Origin of the sequence: Mycobacterium sp. E3251 (assembly GCF_001666835.1) — a bacterium.
Lineage (GTDB): Bacteria > Actinomycetota > Actinomycetes > Mycobacteriales > Mycobacteriaceae > Mycobacterium.
Map to the genome: position 1 here is coordinate 12,790 of NZ_LZJF01000042.1, position 16,181 is coordinate 28,970.

A 16,181-nucleotide genomic window follows, 5' to 3' on the forward strand; every position below is an offset into this window, starting at 1 on the left:
CCCGATTGGCAGGGACCCGTGGATGAGGGAGAGAAAGACATGACCGACGCAGACACCACCACCGAACGCGACGCGGATACCGAACTCGAAGCCGAGCGGCCGACTGAGGAAGGCGCCGAGGACTTCGACGACCAAGAGGAGCGGTTGGTCGCCGAGGGCGAGATAGCCGGCGACTACTTGGAGGAGTTGTTGGACCTGTTGGACTTCGACGGTGACATCGATCTGGACGTCGAAGGCAACCGGGCGGTCGTGAGCATCGACGGTAGCGATGACTTGAACAAGTTGGTGGGCCGCGGCGGCGAGGTGCTGGACGCGCTGCAGGAGCTCACCCGATTGGCCGTGCACCAGAAGACGGGCGTCCGCAGCCGGTTGATGCTCGACATCGCCAGTTGGCGCCGGCGGCGCCGCGAAGAGTTGGCGGCCCTTGGCGACAAGGTGGCGCGGCGCGTGCTGCAATCCGGTGAACGCGAGGAGCTGGCACCCATGACGCCGTTCGAGCGCAAGATCGTTCACGATGCTGTCGCGGCGGTGCCGGGCGTGCACAGCGAAAGCGAGGGCGTGGAGCCCGCGCGACGAGTTGTGGTCCTGCACGACTAGCGAGTTACAGCTGTGTAGTTCCGGCGGCTGCCCGGTCTCGCGCAGGCAAAGCAGAGGATGTTTCACGTGAAACATGTCGGCTCGGTCGAACCCGACGGGGACCAGCCCGCCTCGCCGGAGCCGGAAGCCGCGGCGTCGATCTTCGGTCCGCGCCTCGGCCTGGCGCGACGGTACGCGGAGCTGTTGGCTGGCCCCGGCGTGCAACGAGGACTACTCGGCCCGCGCGAAGTGGAGCGCATCTGGGACCGCCATCTGCTCAACAGCGCTGCGCTCGCGGAGTTGCTCGAGCCGGGGGAGCGGGTCATCGACATCGGCAGCGGCGCGGGACTGCCCGGCATCCCGCTGGCACTTGCACGTCCGGATCTCGACGTGGTGCTGCTCGAGCCGTTGTTGCGCCGCAGCGAATTTCTCAGCGAGGTCGTCGACCAACTAGGGTTAGCCGTCGAAGTAGTCCGCGGCCGTGCCGAGGAACTGTGGGTACGTCACCAGTTCGGGGAAAGGGATGCGGCGGTGTCACGAGCGGTTGCGTCTTTGGACAAGTTGGCGAAGTGGAGCACACCGTTGCTGCGGCCGGGCGGTCGGATGCTCGCGATCAAGGGCGAGCGCGGACGCGACGAACTTGAACAGTACCGGCGTGTGATGGCAGCATCGGGCGCCGTTGATGCCAGGGTGGTGACATGTGGCGCGACCTATTTGCGTCCCCCCGCGACCGTAGTGATCGCCCGACGCGGAAGGCAGCCGCGCCAGCAGCCGGCACGGATGGGGAAGGCCGGAAACCGATGAGCAATCCGGGAGAATCGCCGAGCGCCGCGCACGTCCAGGCACCCGCGACCGTTGCGCCGGAGCACCGGCCGACGGAGGCGATCGGGGACCCCGCGGCGAATGTTTCACGTGAAACAGCGGACGAATTCGATACGCCGATAGGCGCCGCCGCCGAGCGGGCGATGCGGATCCTGCACACCACTTATCCGCCGCTGCGCCGACCGAGTCATCGCCGAATCCTGACCGTCGCGAATCAGAAGGGCGGCGTCGGCAAGACCACCACAGCGGTCAACTTGGCCGCGGCCCTGGCGCTGCAGGGGCTCAAGACGTTGGTCATCGATCTCGACCCGCAGGGCAATGCGAGCACAGCCCTCGGTATCACCGATCGGCAGTCGGGCACGCCTTCGTCATACGAGGTACTCATCGGCGAGGTTGCCGTCAAGGACGCGCTGCGGCGCAGCCCGCACAATGAGCGACTCTTCTGCGTTCCCGCCACCATCGACTTGGCGGGCGCCGAGATCGAATTGGTCAGCATGGTGGCGCGAGAGAACCGGCTGCGGACCGCCCTGGCGGAACTGGACGACCTCGACTTCGACTACGTCTTCATCGATTGCCCACCGTCGCTGGGACTGCTGACCATCAATGCGCTCGTCGCCGCGCCCGAGGTGATGATCCCGATCCAGTGCGAGTACTACGCGCTCGAGGGTGTGTCACAGCTGATGCGCAACATCGAGATGGTGAAGGCCCACCTGAACCCGCAGCTCGACGTGAGCACCGTGGTGCTCACCATGTACGACGGCCGGACCAAGCTCGCCGACCAGGTCGCCGAAGAGGTGCGCCGGTACTTCGGAACCAAGGTGCTGCGCACGGTGATCCCGCGCAGCGTCAAAGTCTCCGAGGCGCCCGGCTACAGCATGACCATCATCGACTACGACCCCGGTTCGCGCGGGGCGATGAGCTATCTCGACGCGAGCCGCGAACTCGCCGAACGCGATTGACCACCATCCGTGAAGGGACGACCATGACGCAGCCGTTACGCAAGAAGGGTGGCCTCGGCCGGGGACTGGCTTCGCTGATCCCGACCGGTCCGGCCGAAGGCGACTCGGGCCCCGCGACCCTCGGTCCGCGGATGGGGGACGCGGCGGCGGACGTGTTGATCGGCGGACCGGGCCCGGAGCTGGCGCCGGCGGGCGCGGTGTATCGCGAAATCGCACCGGCCGACATCGAGCCCAATCCCCGCCAGCCGCGGCAGGTGTTCGACGACGAGGCGCTCTCCGAGCTGGTGCACTCCATCCGCGAGTTCGGTCTGCTGCAGCCGATCGTGGTGCGGGCCGTGCCCGGAGCGAAGACGGGCCCGCGGTATCAGATCGTGATGGGGGAGCGGCGCTGGCGGGCCGCCCAAGAGGCAGGGCTCGCCACCATCCCCACCATCGTGCGCGAGACGGGCGATGACAACCTGCTCCGCGACGCCCTCCTGGAGAACATCCACCGGGTGCAGCTCAACCCCTTGGAAGAGGCGGCGGCTTACCAGCAGCTGCTCGACGAATTCGGCGTCACCCACGATGAACTCGCCTCGCGCATCGGCCGTTCGCGCCCGTTGATCACCAACATGATTCGGTTGCTCAAGCTGCCGATTCCGGTGCAGCGGCGGGTGGCCGCAGGCGTGCTGTCGGCCGGTCACGCCCGCGCTCTGCTATCGCTGGAAGGCGGGCCCGAGGCGCAGGAGGAGCTGGCCAGCCGGATCGTCGCGGAGGGATTGTCGGTGCGGGCGACCGAGGAGGCCGTGACGCTGGCCAATCGCAGCGGCGCGAGCACGCCCGCCCCGCAGCGGCGGAAGCCGATCCAGATGCCGGGACTCCAGGAAGTGGCCGATCGGCTGTCGAACGCCTTCGACACCCGGGTGACGGTCAGCCTGGGCAAACGCAAGGGCAAGATCGTCGTGGAATTCGGCTCCGTGGACGATTTGCAGCGAATCATCGACATGATGACCACCGCCAAGGCGTGACCGGTCATACCCTGTAATTACGTCACTGTGACACCGGATCGGTTACGGATGAGCAACACCGGGCCGTCGGGCGCACCGAGTTACGAAAGCACATGCGTTTCAACGATTTTCGGTAACAAATCGGTCTGGACGGTAACGCACTGAGCGTTCCGGGGCCGTGATCGGTGCCTCGACGACAAAGCTGGCCGGATTGCGACCTCCTCTCTTATCCTGGAGGGGTTGCCGGTGCCATTGGCTGCAGTACCGCACAGGAGCCAGGAGGCTAGTGTCCGCTCGAATCACCCCGCTGCGCCTCGAGGCCTTCGAACAGCTTCCCAAGCATGCGCGCCGCTGCGTGTACTGGGAGGTCGACCCAGCGACCCTCGGTAATCAGGACCACCTCGCCGATCCGGAGTTCGAGAAGGAAGCTTGGCTGTCGATGGTCATGCTGGAGTGGGGGTCATGCGGTCAAGTCGCGACCGCGGCCGTCGACGACCGAAGCCAAAGCGAACCGCCGTGCCTGGGCTACGTCTTCTACGCGCCGCCGCGTGCGGTGCCGCGGGCGCAGCGGTTCCCCACCGCGCCGGTCTCCGCGGACGCGGTGCTGCTGACTTCGATGGGCATCGAGCCGGGGCAGGCCGCCGACGATGTGCTGCACGGGCTGCTCGCCCGGGTGATCGACGAATTGGTTCGGCGCGGAGTGCGGGCGCTGGAAGCCTTCGGCCGCACGCCGGCGGCGTCGGAGTTGCAGGACCCGCTGACGGCTGGCCCTGATGTGCGGCCGGTGCTGGAGGCCGTCGGTGACTGCTCGGTGGACCACTGCGTGATTGACGCGGAGTTTCTGCAGGACGCGGGTTTCGTTGTGGTGGCGCCGCACACCTACTTTCCGCGGCTGCGCCTCGAACTGGACAAGGGCCTCGGGTGGAAGGCCGAAGTCGAGGCGGCCCTGGAGCGCCTGCTGGAAAACGCACAACTGCAAGAGCCGGTAGGGGCCGGGTCCGCGTCGGGAAATGCGTTGCAGGGCGCCGAAATCGGCTAGGAGCCGCCGAGCCGGCTGGCGCGGTCCACGGACAGTTCGTGGGCCAGTAGTTCGGCGAAGGTGAAAGTGCCGGTGGGCCGGTCATTCTTGCCCAGGAGGTAGAGCCGTTTGACCGCGGCGAGGATGCCTTCGGCGATGGCGTCGCGGGTCTGCGTCGAGATCAGCATTGCGCGATCCTGTGGATTGGTGATGTAGCCGACGTCCACCTGCACCGTGGGCATCCGCGTCAGACGCAGCAGATCCCATGTCCGGCCGTGGGTTCGGCAATCCCGTAACCCGGTGCGGGCCACCACTTCTCGTTGAATGAAATCCGCCAGATTGCGCCCGATGGTGGACACCGAGCCGTGCGAGTTTCCGAAATGAAAGGAAGCCACGCCGTTGGCCGCGGGGCTGGGCTGGCTTTCACAGCGCAGGCTGATCATCAGGTCCGCCCCGACGTTGTTGGCCGTGGCGGCGCGTTCGGCGTCGGAGGGACTGCGGTTGACCGGCCGTGACAAGAAGGTTTCCATGCCGATGGCGGTCATCCGCCCCTCGAGGCGGCTTGACAAGTCCCACAACACATCCGCTTCGCTGACCGGGCCTGACGGACCCTGCATGAGCGCGCCGTGATCCGTGCCGCCGCGACCCGGATCGATGATGATCCGCTTGCCCGACAGCTTGGGTCCTGATCTCCGGACCAGCTCCTCCTCGCGAATGGCGTGCGGTGAACCGCCCGTGACGCGAGAACTCAGAAAGTACAAGGAGCGCAATGTTTCTGGACCGCAGATGCCGTCGGCGGCGAGCCCATACTCACGCTGGTAGGACATCAGCGCGTTGTGCGTCTGCAGCCCGAAGTGGCCGTCGACCAGGCCGGTGTAGAAACCGAGGTCCTGGAGCCGGGCCTGCAGGGTGGCGACGTCGTCGCCGTAGAGCGGGGCACCGAATTGGTGATAGAGCGTGCGCGCGCCGAGCCGGTAGGACGCCTCTTTCAGCGCCCGATAGGTGGCCTCGCCGACGATGCCGTCCACCAGCAGGCCGCGGTGCTGCTGAAAAGCGCGTACCGCCTGGTCGAGTTCGATATCGAAGAGCTCGGGGGGCACGTGCCGGCCGGTGGTGAGATCATCTTCGGCGCCGTCCAGCAGCCCTAGCGCTGCCAACGTAGCCCGGATCTCGGTCACAGCTGCGCTACGGTCACCACAGCGCAGCGCATCGCCGTATTCACGGCGCGGACTCGACATACCAAAGGCCCTCCGGGACACACTGACAGGCTCGGATCTGAGCAACAGCTAACAGCAATTGTCGCAGATGCTTCGCATATTCGGGAAAACCCCAGGCTGAACGTCGGGGTGTGGTGCGGCGAACTCAGATCAGGATCAGCTGAGGTTGGGAACCGCGTCCGCGAGCTCCCGCAGCAGCGCCGCCTTGCCTTTGGCGCCGACGATCCGCTTCACCGGCTGGCCGTCTTTGAACAGAATCATGGTGGGGATGGAGACGACTTGGAAGTCGCGCGCGGTCTCCGGATTGGCATCCACATCGAGCTTGGCGATCGTGAGCTGCTCGGCGCGTTCGCTCGCGATTTCCTCCAGCACCGGTGCGACCATCTTGCACGGCCCGCACCAGGTCGCCCAAAAGTCAACCAGCACAGGCTTATTGCTGGACAACACCTCCGTGGAGAATGACGCGTCAGAGACTTCGATTGTGGCCCCGGCTTTTTCGGAGTCGGTCATTGAGGTGCTCCAATCATCTCGGTACTGCCAGGAAATTCGGTTGCGTCGCTTTGAGCCGCAGAGCTCGATTCGACATGGTCGGCCAGCCAGCGTTCGGCGTCGATGGCCGCTGAGCAGCCGCTGCCGGCGGCGGTGATCGCCTGGCGGTATGTGCGATCCACCAAGTCCCCGGCGGCGAACACCCCCTCGATCGAGGTGGCCGTCGTGCGGCCTTGGACCAGCACGTAACCCTCTGGATCGGTGTCGAGGACATCGCGCACCAACTCCGAGCGCGGATCGTGACCGATCGCCACGAACACACCGGTCACGGGCAGGGTCGACTCCTCACCGGTCAGCGTGTCGCGCACCCGCAAACCCGTCACCGTCTGATCGCCTTCGACGCTCAGCACGGCCTTATTGGTCGCGAAGGTGATCTTGTCGTTGGCCCGGGCGCGTTCGAGCATGATGCGCGAGGCGCGGAATTCGTCGCGGCGGTGCACCAGGGTGACGCTGCGCGCGAACCGGGTCAAGAACGTGGCCTCCTCCATCGCGGAGTCCCCGCCACCGATCACCGCGATGTCTTGGTCTCTGAAGAAGAACCCGTCACAGGTCGCGCAGGAACTCACCCCGCGGCCCAGCAGCTCCTGCTCACCGGGGACCCCCAGATACCGCGCCGCCGCGCCCATGGCCAAGATGACCGCCCGCGCGCGGACGGTCTCGCCTTCGGCGGTCGTCACCGACTTGACCGGACCGTCCAGCGAAACCGATTCGACGTCTTCCATCCGCAGATCGGCCCCGAAACGGAGGGCCTGTTCGCGCATCTGGTCCATCAACTCGGGACCGGTGATGCCGTCACGAAAGCCCGGGAAATTCTCCACCTCGGTGGTGGTCATCAACGCGCCACCAAACGACGTCCCCTCGAACACCACCGGTGCCAACTGCGCCCGCGCCGTATACAACGCCGCGGTGTACCCAGCAGGACCCGAACCAATGATGATCACGTCGTGCACAGTGTCGGCGGTCATGGAACCCTTTCAAACGATCGTCCCTGGACTCGTACAAACGCCAGCGTAGGCACGGCTGTTCCCGGGTGTCGGACAACCCACCGCACCACACTAAGGGCGGGGAACTTCGGTGTTGGCCAACAAACCGGTGTCAGCGGCGCTGCAGTTCAGCGCGACCGCATAGACCGCCAGGCTGTGGGGAGTGTCGCCCGCTACCACCAGCACGACGCCGGGGCGGGCGTTGATCTCGACCCGGCGTGCGCCGAGCACCTGTGTGGACGCCGGATAGCCGAGGCCGGTGAGGCAGGAGGCGCGCCGGGCCGGGTCACCGAGGGGGCCGTAATCCGGGCTCTGGTCGAGCAGGGCCAGTATTTCCTCCCGCGACAGCGGCACCACCATCGGCGGGGTCGACACCGTGATGTGCTCGGCGGTGACCGGGGTGTTCGGCGCGGGCTCCGGCGCGGTGATCAGAGCCGCGGAGCCCACGCCGATCGCCGCGAGCAGCGCGCCCACGCCCGCCACCACGGCGACCACCCGCGCGGGCCGGATCCGGGGCCGCGCGGAGTGCGCGACCGGCTGGTCGGCCTCAGCCGAGGCCAGCGCCGCCGAGATCCGGGCGGTGACCTCGGGCGGAACATCGGGTGCCGGGTCGCCTCCCAGCGTCGCGACGTCACAGCGCGCCCGGTTGAGGGCGCGCAGAACCTGCTCGGCCTGCGGGTCATCGCGGACCCGTCGACGCACGCGGGCCGCGGCTTCGTCGTCCAGAAGACCGGCCTGCAGGTCGGCGAGAAGCTCGACCGTCAGGGGCGGCTCGTCGGCTTCGTCGTCGGCTTCACTCATCCGCCCCAGTGTCCGTCATGCGCTGCCTGACGGCCATGGGTGGGCCCAGGTCGGGCGCGGCTTTGAGATAGCCGAGAAGCTCGGCGAGGCGCATCCGCGCCCGTGCGCACCGGCTCTTGACGGTGCCCTCGGGGACGCCGAGCAGGGCGGCGGTGTCGGCCACCGAGTACCCCTGCATGTCGACGGCGACCACCGCGGCCCGCTGCTCGACGGGAAGCCGCATCAGGGCGCGCTGCACCACCATTGCGGTCTCGACCTGAGCCGTTCGATCGGCCACCGGGTAGGTGTCTTCGAGCGGGACGGTCGGGTGGGCCTTGGTGCGCCGCAGCCGGTCGAGGCATGCGTTGACGACGATGCGGTGCAGCCAGCTGCCGACAGCGGCGTCATGCCGAAACGCGCCGGCGCCGCGGTGCGCCGAGAGCATGGCCTCTTGCAGGGCGTCCTCGGCGTCCTCGGCAGTGCGCGTGGTCAGCCGGGCCAGCCGGTGCAGCTGTCGCTGGTGGCGCAGGAACAACTCGCCGAAGGCGTGCCGGTCGCCGGCGACGTGGGCTGCCAGCAGCTCGGCATCACTGCGGTCGCGCTGAATGTCTCCCCGGGAGCCCACGGCCGGACAGTAACCAATCGGTTGCGGGGCGGCACTTCACCACGGCAAGGCGTTGTGAGCGCGAATCAGGAAGCGGCCTGGACCGTGATCTCGAAGAAGCCGGCTTGACTCTTGCCGTTGGTGGTCCCCAGCGTGGAGATCCACACCAACAGGTTCGACGTCGGCGAACCCGCTCGGACCGGGATGACGTTGTGACCCGGCTTGAGCGTGAAGGCGGGCGCCAGCACGGTGGTGTCGTTCAGTGACGCCGGGGAGGCCGTCGCCGACGAGCGAATCTCGACCTTCGTCCCGCTGCTCGGCGTGTCGATGGTGACCTGCCCGACAACGGTGGCGCTGGGCAACTGCAGCATCAGGCCTTCACCCTGTTTGAAGCTGGGGAACGGAACCGCATCGGTGTAGACCTCGGTCGCCCAGGCGGTCGAGGGGTCGCCGTCGATCGCCTGCCCCGCCGTGCCGGCGTTGTCGGCATCGCCGTCGGGGGAGTAGACCGTCGCCTTGGTCGGCTTGACCACGCTGCCGGCGGCCGCGGAGCTGGGGGCCGACGACGAGGTGGAGGAGGAGGGGTTGTTCAGCCCGAGCTCGTCCTTGTTGAGGCCGCCGCCGACGTTGCCGAAGATCTTGCTCACCACCGACGCCAGGACCAGCAGGGCCACCACGATGACGACGAGGCCCGCGCCCACGCCGATCAACAGATTGCGACGCCTACGTGCCAGGGTCGCGTCGTCCTGATCCGCGGACGCACGCGCGGCCGCGGGCGCCGGCGAATCATCGATCGGGCCCAGCACCTCGGTGCGGTCGGCTACCGCAGTCGCCTGTTGCAGCAGGTTCAAAAGCGTTGAGGCGCTGCGTATTCCGCCATCCTCCTGAACCGCGCGGACCGCGACGGCCGAAATTTGGAAGGGAATGCCGCGGTCGATCACCATGGGCTCCACGGGCTGGCCCGTCGAATCGCGTTCGGCGGGCGCGAGCCCGCTGCGCACGCTGGACTCCGCGAGCGGCCACCGATTGACGAGCAGGGCGTACAGCGCTGCGCCGATACCGCGGATGTCGCCCTGCGGGTTGGCGTCGGGCATGGTCGCCGGGTACGCCAGCACGACGTCGCCCTCGATGCTGACGCGCACCCGGCTCGGGTGGTCGATCGACAACGCGACACCGGCGCGGTGGGCCGCGTCGGCGGCCGCGGCCAGCGATTGCATGGCCCGGACGGCGCCGACGGGCGACGGCGCGGTGTCGGCCACCTCCTGCAGCGAACCGCCCCGCACCCACTCCGAGACGACCAGGCCGCCGTGGCCGGTGTGGACCACGTCGAGCACCCGGGCGATGCCGGGCTTGTCGATGCGGCTGAGCCGAAGCGTGCGGGACAGGATTTCCTGCAGCACCTCGTCGGGCAACGCGCCGTCGGGGTCGACGAAGGTCAGCGCCACCTGCCGATCCAGCGCGGTGTCGAGCGCCTGCCAGAACTGCAGGGGCGGCGCGCCGCCGTGGAAGACCAGCAGGCGATAGCGGCCGCCGGCGATGCGAGCGCCGGGAACCAAATGGACGTCATCTCCGGCCGGGTCCCCGCCACGGTCGCGGGGCGCGTCAAACGGGGCCGGGCCGCCACGCGACTCCGGCGCAACGTCGCCGTTGCGCTGGTCGGACGCGCGCGGCGGCGCCGGCTCGGACGGGCGGTCGGCGGGAATGTCGGGTTGGAAGTCGTCGGCAACCGGTCGTGGCAGCTCGGCACCCGACGCGGCACTCTCGACAGGGCGGTCGGTCACCTCCGGTCCTTTCGCTATCCGGGCTGGGATTGCCCGCTCCGGAGGTCTGCGCCGGATCGGCTCCTGGACCGCATTTACCCCAGGCGGGGACGAATTCCTCTGCTCAGGGTACGTGACCGGGGACCGGCCGGACGATCGATCCTGTGTCATCGGTTTGCGGGGAACTGCCGCACGGCCCCCGAAGCGGCGTCTGACGGCGTCCAGCGCGGCCTGCGCCTCCGGGACGCGCGCGCGCAGCATCACCGTCGCCATGATCGGCAGCATGATGACGGCCAGGATGAGCAGGCGCAGCAACGAGCCCGCGGCGCCGCCGTGCGCGGTCAGCTGGTCCAGCCCCACCAGCCGGTCGGCCACATGGGCGACCAGACCGGCGAGCATAGAGGCCGTGATCGTGACCAGGATGGTGCGCAGCTCACCCCTGCCGATCAGGTGGCCGCCCGTCGGCAGCAGGGTGTGCCGGAGCAAGAGGTAACCGATGACGGCGCCGGCCAAAAACCCGATGCCGTTTGCCAGCCCCAGATAACCGGCCACCAGCTTGGGGTCGTCGGTCAGGTGGGGCGCCAGGACGGATCCGACGATCTTGACGGCCGTGATGACGAGGATGATGACGATCGGCGTCCAGGGCTGCTCGCGCGCGTAGAAGACGCGTAGCTGCAGCAGCACCAGGCCGTAGGGGATAAGGGTGAACGCCGAGAGGGCGATCGCGGCGCCCAGGTATCCGGCGTCGACTCCGCCGAAGTGGCCGTAGGCGAACAACGCGCTGCCGATCGCGGGACCGCCGACGGTCATGACCGCGACGATCGGGATCAGCGTGATCAGCGTCAGGCGGGTGGCCAGCGACAGGTCGGCGAGCACGGCCTTGGTGTCGTCGGCGGCGGCGTTGCGGCTCAGCCGTGGCATCACCACGGTCAGCACTGTCACGCCGATCATGCCGAACGGCAGCATCAGGACCAGCCAGGTGTAGTTGTAGATCGCGGGACCCGAGGCGGCCGCGGTGCTGGCGATCTGGTTGCCGACCACCAGCCCGAGCTGGCTGATCAGCACGTAGAGCACCATCGCCGCGGCCATCGTGCCGAAGCGCTTGAGGCGCTCGTCGATTCCCCACAGGGGCCGGAGATCGACCCGCTCGCGCCGCAGCGCCACCAGCAGCACCGCGGTCTGCGCGAAGACGCCCAGCGTGGTGCCGATGCCGAGGACCAACAGCTTGGTGTTACCCATCCGGACGGGGTCGACCGACAGTTCGCCCGGGACGACCGCGTACACCGCCAGGGTCGCGAGGGCGACGATGTTGTTGACCACCGGCGCCCACGCGGTCGGCCCGAACACGTTGCGGGTGTTGAGGATCGCCATGAACACCGACGTCAGGCCGTAGGCGAGCACCTGGGGGAGCAGCAGGTAGGCGAACGCGGTGGTCAGCGGCTCATTGACCTGCGGGGCGCGGCCGAGCATGAGCCGCACCAGCAGCGGCGCGGCGAGCACCGACAGCGCGGTCGCGAATACCAGCAGCGCGGTCGTCAACGTGACCAGGCGCCGCACGAACGCGGCGCCGCCGTCGGGGTCGCTCTGTTCGGCGCGGGCCAGCACCGGCACGAAAATGGCGGTGAAGGTCGCCTCGAGCACCAGCGCGGCCACCAGGTTCGGTAGCTGGTTGGCCACCGAGAACGCGCTGGACAACGCGGCCCCCAGGATGGCCGCGAGAAGCACGATCCTGCCAAAGCCGGTCAGCCGGCTGACCAGCGTGGCGAAGGCCATCGCCCACGACCGCGATACCAGCGCCGCGTCGGACAGTTCGGGTCGCCGGCGATCGATCCCCGCCGGGACGGGCGGCAGGGGGCCCGTGGGCGGCGAGCCCGAGGTCCGGGGTCGCCGCGGCGGCTGTGGCGGGCGCGGGTGTTGCGGTGCGGCCTGCCGGTGAGCGGGTTTCATACTCGGTGCTCTTGCTCGACCCGATCGTCGGTCTGGTCGTCCGCGCGCGCGGACCTGGCCTCCGGTGGGTCCGGCCGGTCCAGGTCGGCGCGGTCGGGCTGGCCGCGGAAGCGGTGCCACAGGCGTCGGCCGGCCAGCAAGATCAGCACGGCCGCAGCGGTCATGGTGATGGCGAACAGCACCTTGCCGTAGGCGTTGGAATGCACCGACAGGCGGACGGGCTCACCGAGCCGCAGGCCCTCCGGGGTCCGCAGCGTCACGTCGATGGCGACCCGCTGGGTGAAGTTCACTTCGATCGGCACCCGCAGCGGGAGGTATCCCGGCGGCAATTCGATCTGGCCCACGTCGGTGACCGTCATCCCCGGCGGGGCGTCCACCTGCAGCCGCACCCGGATGGGGACGGCCAGGCCGTTGTGCAGCGCCAGCGGCAGGGGGCTGTGCTCGGTGGCCAGGGTGTAGGAGCCGCCCGGGTTGACGATGGTGACCGCGCCGAACAGGTCGTTGATCGTCTTGCCGACGACGGCCAGGCGCTGCTGGGCCATTCCGTTGCGGGTGTCGGGCGGTTCGGATTGGCTCAGCGCGCGCAGCATGTCTTCGCGCAGGGGCGCCGTGTACTGGATGCCGGTCAGCCCGGTGCGCTCGTCGGTGCTCAGCGCCGAGGTCAGGCCCCACAGCCTGCCGACCTGGCCGGCCACCGCGGCGGTCACGTCGTCGCCGAATCGGCCGCGCGCCGAGGTGTAGGCCCCGGCCGGCTCGGACTGCTCGGCGCGGGTCGAGGCCTCGGCGATTACCGCCGGCAGCGGTCGCGGTACCGCAAGACCGGACCGGATGGTGGTGGTGAGCGCGGTCAAGATCACGTGTGCGTCGTCGGCCTGCAAGTTCCACGTCGCGGGCGGGACCAGGATCTGGGTGCGGGGCGCGTCGTCGTGGCGCAAGGCGTGCCAGAACATGGAGCCCAAGGCGTCCTGGCGGCGTGCGGTCACCGAGTCATGCGCGAGCCGGACCGTCAGCGACGAGTCCAGGTAGGTGGGGACGGCGGGGGAGCTTCCCGCCCCCGCCAGCGCGGCGCCCACCGCCGGGTCGAACGGCGCGACCACGACTTGGGGGGACAGCCGTCGCGGCGCGGTGTCGACGGTGGCCTCGGCGGAGCCCTGCGCGTCCGCGGCGGACAAGTCGGCGGCGGCGATGGCGACGGAGCTTTCGTTGGCGCCGATCAGGTTGACCGCGCGGTTGGTCAGCGGGCCGTCTGGCAGCAGCGTGGCGCCGCGGACGGAGGCCACGTCCAGGATGCGGTCGACGATGCTGTTGACATCGGTGGTGGCGGTGGCGCTCAGGCCTCGGTCGTTGACGCGTTGCAGGGCGTCCAGGTCGGCTTGCGCGTAGGGAAGCGGTGCCACGCAGGTGCGGTGCGCGAGGGCGCGCAGCCGGTTGAGCCACTCGGCCGCGGCGGCCTGTCCGGCGCCCGGATGGGTCGGGGTGCCCGGAAGTTGCGCGGGGCCCTCGGGCGAATCGGACACCACGTAGCCCGCGGTCATCGCGTTGACGGTGACGAGCAGGTCGGGGTCGACGGCCAGGCACAACGCGCGGCCGACCGCGCCGTCCGGGTCGACGTCGTGGCTGGTGGCGACCTCGGCCGCGGACAGCAAGATGTCGAGCCGGCCGCCGCTGGCCAGGGAGGTGGCCAGGTCGTCGTCGACCAGGCGCACGGGAATGGTGCCGCCGGGCACGCCGGGGGCCAGCCGGGGCCGGTCGGCCAGCGGCCACAACATGGTGATCCACACGGGTTTGGAGGTGTCGGGCGCGACGGCGGAGCCCAGGTCGCCGGCCTGGTCGGGGGGCACGCCGACCACGGGCAGTAGGAACCGCGCGTTGTCGAGGCGGGCGGGGGCGCCGTAGTCGGGTGTGCCGTTGACGTTGACCAGGACCGGGTAGATGCCGGGCTTGTCGATCCCCAAGGACTGTTTGGTCAACGAGCGCAGCGGCGCCGACAGGGTGAAGCCGGCTTCTTGGCCGCGTTGCAGTTCGGGAGCGACCGTGAGGAAATCGGCGGCCGGTTGGTATCCGTCGGTGTCGCCGTCCAGGGTGGTCCGCAAGCCCGTGGACGCGGTGATCGCGCCCGCGTGTTCGAGGCGGACCATGACGTCGCGGACGGGGCGGTCGCCGATGTTGGTCACCATGCCGCTGACGGTGACGACGGGTTGGCTGGACGTGGTGACCACATCCGGGGTGACTTGGTCGATGCGGACGCGCACGAACGGCGTCACGCCCGGCTCGCCGGCAGCCGCGCGCGGCATGACGGGTGCGGTGAGCATCGCGAACCCGGCCACGATGCCGATCACCGCCGCGAGGCGTAACAAGCAGAGTCGCGGCGCCGTCACGGCCCTGGCCCGTGGCCGTTCTTCCGGCTGGTCGCCGGCTTGTCGGCATGCCGGGTGCGCGAGTGCGTCTGCGGGCGGCGCCGGGGAGAGGTGGGTGGCAGCGGTGGCAAGGCGGCGGGGCCGTGGTTTTGCAGTTTGTCGATCAGCTCGTGGGCCACTCGGGCCAGCCGACGTTCGTCGGCGTAGGCCAGCTTCGACGGCAGCTCGTGCATCGGCACCCAGGCCACCTCGGCCACTTCGAGGTCCTCGTCGGACAACTCGCCGCCGGAGAAGCGCATCAAATAGTGGTGCACGGTCTTGTGGACCCGGCGGCCGTCGGTGACGAACCAGTAGTCGATGCGCCCGAGCGCGGCCAGCACGCTGCCGCGGATGCCGGTCTCCTCGGCGACTTCTCTTATAGCGGTCTGCTCTGCGGTCTCACCGAGCTCGATGTGCCCCTTGGGCAACGACCAGAGCATCCGTCCCCGGCGATCGATGCGGCCGATGAGCGCCGCGACTTGAGAGTCACGGGGCCCGTCGAGGCCGTCGATGACCAGTCCTCCGGCGGAGGTTTCGTGCACGGTCCGCAGCCGGTCCGGTCCGCGGCGAGGCGACCGGGATCGGCGCGATTTCGTCGGCGTCGAGTCGGTGGGGGCTTGGCCGTTCGTCTGATTCTCGGTCGAACTCGCAGCGCCACGACCGCGCCGCCGCCCCCGGCGCCTGCGTGGCTTGCCTTGTTCGCCGTCCGACACCCAAGCGATAGTAGCTGGCACGGCATCCGCTCCCAGGACATACTCGCCGCTAGCGGGGCGCGCGATGGCTCAGGACCGAGTGTGTGTGGTCAGAGTGGGCCGATTGCGTGGGCGATAACGAAAGCGGCACCAAAGAGAAGCAGTGAAAGTGGTCCGGACAGGCTGCCGATCATCATTCCGCGGCCGACCTGACCGCATCTGCCCGATGCCCGTGCGATGAGGGCGCTGACGCCGATGTATGCCAGCGTCACCGGCAGAACGATAATTACCAAGGGCCACATGGGCAGAACGAACAGCCACGTGACCAGGTCCACGACGAAGATGTGGGCTATGGCTACTGCGAAAGTCAACGGGCCATAGTGACTGGATGCGCCGACGCGATCTTGGCCTGTCATCGGCTTCAGCGCAGGACCAAGTATGCGAAAACCGTTCCGCCGGCAAGCACGACGGCCGAACAGCTCAGAACGCTGATGCCAAGACCGCGACTACGGGGTGAAGTCGACCTCAGCAACGCGGCGCCAATCAGCAGCGACGCCAACGTCGTCAGGACGGTGGCGGTCAGCATCCATGCGCGCTCACCGGCGTATGCGCTGTGGGTTTCGAACGGCCACTTACCCAGCAGCCACATCGCGATGAGCAGCGCGGCCAGAATCAGTTGAACGACGAGTGGCGCCGACCATGTCGCCGTCCGCCAAGCGCGGGCATCGAAGAAATTCACTTGCTCAGGACTCGACATACTGTTCGCCGACCGCTTTGCAATGTGCCGCATTGCCCCAACGTTCCACCCTTCCCGTGGCGCGTAACGCTACTAGCGCCGGCCGGCCGGTCAATTCACCTTGGATGCGTGCGAGGCTCCTCACACGGGCTTTGG

General features: G+C 68.7%; 15 protein-coding genes. 5 read left to right on the plus strand and 10 right to left on the minus strand.

The window, feature by feature from the left end:
- Positions 1-39: 39 nt before the first annotated feature.
- The 5 genes from A5697_RS05455 to A5697_RS05475 all read left to right on the plus strand — a co-directional run bounded on the left by A5697_RS05455 (position 40) and on the right by A5697_RS05475 (position 4,382).
- On the plus strand, positions 40-597 hold the full coding sequence (locus tag A5697_RS05455; RefSeq protein ID WP_067948121.1) for a R3H domain-containing nucleic acid-binding protein: 558 nt from the start codon (positions 40-42) through the stop codon (positions 595-597).
- 57 nt (positions 598-654) lie between these two features.
- Positions 655-1,380, plus strand: coding sequence for a 16S rRNA (guanine(527)-N(7))-methyltransferase RsmG (gene rsmG / locus A5697_RS05460; RefSeq protein WP_068008636.1), 726 nt, complete (start codon positions 655-657; stop codon positions 1,378-1,380).
- Positions 1,377-2,357 carry a ParA family protein gene (locus A5697_RS05465; protein ID WP_082953248.1) on the plus strand — a complete coding sequence of 327 codons (981 nt, stop codon included), beginning with the start codon at positions 1,377-1,379 and terminating at the stop codon, positions 2,355-2,357. The genes rsmG and A5697_RS05465 overlap by 4 nt, the downstream gene beginning before the upstream one ends.
- A 23-nt stretch (positions 2,358-2,380) precedes the next feature.
- The gene (locus A5697_RS05470) at positions 2,381-3,364 is read left to right on the plus strand and encodes a ParB/RepB/Spo0J family partition protein (RefSeq protein ID WP_067948117.1); all 984 of its coding nucleotides are present in this window, start codon (positions 2,381-2,383) and stop codon (positions 3,362-3,364) included.
- Positions 3,365-3,629: 265 nt separating this feature from the next.
- Complete coding sequence (locus A5697_RS05475) at positions 3,630-4,382, plus strand: acetyltransferase (RefSeq protein WP_067948115.1); 753 nt, start codon at positions 3,630-3,632, stop codon at positions 4,380-4,382.
- Here the strand turns inward: A5697_RS05475 and A5697_RS05480 are convergent.
- From A5697_RS05480 to A5697_RS05525, 10 genes are all read right to left on the minus strand, one after another.
- Positions 4,379-5,599, minus strand: coding sequence for an N-acetylmuramoyl-L-alanine amidase (locus A5697_RS05480; protein ID WP_068008639.1), 1,221 nt, complete (start codon positions 5,597-5,599; stop codon positions 4,379-4,381). The genes A5697_RS05475 and A5697_RS05480 overlap by 4 nt on opposite strands.
- 135 nt (positions 5,600-5,734) lie before the next feature.
- A complete protein-coding gene (trxA, locus tag A5697_RS05485) occupies positions 5,735-6,088 on the minus strand; it encodes a thioredoxin (RefSeq protein WP_067948111.1) in 354 nt (117 codons plus the stop codon).
- On the minus strand, positions 6,085-7,092 hold the full coding sequence (trxB, locus tag A5697_RS05490; RefSeq protein WP_067948109.1) for a thioredoxin-disulfide reductase: 1,008 nt from the start codon (positions 7,090-7,092) through the stop codon (positions 6,085-6,087). The genes trxA and trxB overlap by 4 nt, the downstream gene beginning before the upstream one ends.
- A 90-nt stretch (positions 7,093-7,182) precedes the next feature.
- Positions 7,183-7,911, minus strand: coding sequence for a hypothetical protein (locus A5697_RS05495; protein WP_068008642.1), 729 nt, complete (start codon positions 7,909-7,911; stop codon positions 7,183-7,185).
- The gene (gene sigM, locus A5697_RS05500) at positions 7,904-8,515 is read right to left on the minus strand and encodes an RNA polymerase sigma factor SigM (RefSeq protein ID WP_067948106.1); all 612 of its coding nucleotides are present in this window, start codon (positions 8,513-8,515) and stop codon (positions 7,904-7,906) included. Before sigM ends, A5697_RS05495 begins: the two co-directional genes overlap by 8 nt.
- Before the next feature lie 65 nt (positions 8,516-8,580).
- Complete coding sequence (locus A5697_RS05505; protein ID WP_068008644.1) at positions 8,581-12,201, minus strand: murein biosynthesis integral membrane protein MurJ; 3,621 nt, start codon at positions 12,199-12,201, stop codon at positions 8,581-8,583.
- Positions 12,198-14,579: a hypothetical protein gene (locus A5697_RS05510; protein ID WP_068008647.1), complete on the minus strand. Its 2,382-nt coding sequence runs from the start codon at positions 14,577-14,579 to the stop codon at positions 12,198-12,200. Before A5697_RS05510 ends, A5697_RS05505 begins: the two co-directional genes overlap by 4 nt.
- Positions 14,576-15,310 carry an NUDIX hydrolase gene (locus A5697_RS05515; protein WP_068008648.1) on the minus strand — a complete coding sequence of 245 codons (735 nt, stop codon included), beginning with the start codon at positions 15,308-15,310 and terminating at the stop codon, positions 14,576-14,578. Before A5697_RS05515 ends, A5697_RS05510 begins: the two co-directional genes overlap by 4 nt.
- 89 nt (positions 15,311-15,399) lie before the next feature.
- Positions 15,400-15,705, minus strand: coding sequence for a hypothetical protein (locus A5697_RS28260; RefSeq protein WP_068008651.1), 306 nt, complete (start codon positions 15,703-15,705; stop codon positions 15,400-15,402).
- A 5-nt stretch (positions 15,706-15,710) separates the two neighbouring features.
- Entirely contained in the window at positions 15,711-15,938 is a 228-nt protein-coding gene (locus tag A5697_RS05525; protein ID WP_068008714.1) for a hypothetical protein, read from the minus strand.
- Positions 15,939-16,181: the final 243 nt, after the last annotated feature.

Excerpts from the sequence above, each read along its gene's own strand:
- A5697_RS05525 (WP_068008714.1), bottom strand. The coding sequence starts at position 15,938 with ATGTGGCTGCTGGGTAAGTGGCCGTTCGAAACCCACAGCGCATACGCC.
- A5697_RS05480 (WP_068008639.1), bottom strand. The coding sequence starts at position 5,599 with ATGTCGAGTCCGCGCCGTGAATACGGCGATGCGCTGCGCTGTGGTGAC.
- trxA (WP_067948111.1), bottom strand. The coding sequence starts at position 6,088 with ATGACCGACTCCGAAAAAGCCGGGGCCACAATCGAAGTCTCTGACGCG.
- A5697_RS05470 (WP_067948117.1), top strand. The coding sequence starts at position 2,381 with ATGACGCAGCCGTTACGCAAGAAGGGTGGCCTCGGCCGGGGACTGGCT.
- A5697_RS05465 (WP_082953248.1), top strand. The coding sequence starts at position 1,377 with ATGAGCAATCCGGGAGAATCGCCGAGCGCCGCGCACGTCCAGGCACCC.
- A5697_RS05495 (WP_068008642.1), bottom strand. The coding sequence starts at position 7,911 with ATGAGTGAAGCCGACGACGAAGCCGACGAGCCGCCCCTGACGGTCGAG.
- A5697_RS05505 (WP_068008644.1), bottom strand. The coding sequence starts at position 12,201 with ATGAAACCCGCTCACCGGCAGGCCGCACCGCAACACCCGCGCCCGCCA.
- A5697_RS05455 (WP_067948121.1), top strand. The coding sequence starts at position 40 with ATGACCGACGCAGACACCACCACCGAACGCGACGCGGATACCGAACTC.
- A5697_RS28260 (WP_068008651.1), bottom strand. The coding sequence starts at position 15,705 with ATGACAGGCCAAGATCGCGTCGGCGCATCCAGTCACTATGGCCCGTTG.
- trxB (WP_067948109.1), bottom strand. The coding sequence starts at position 7,092 with ATGACCGCCGACACTGTGCACGACGTGATCATCATTGGTTCGGGTCCT.
- rsmG (WP_068008636.1), top strand. The coding sequence starts at position 655 with ATGTTTCACGTGAAACATGTCGGCTCGGTCGAACCCGACGGGGACCAG.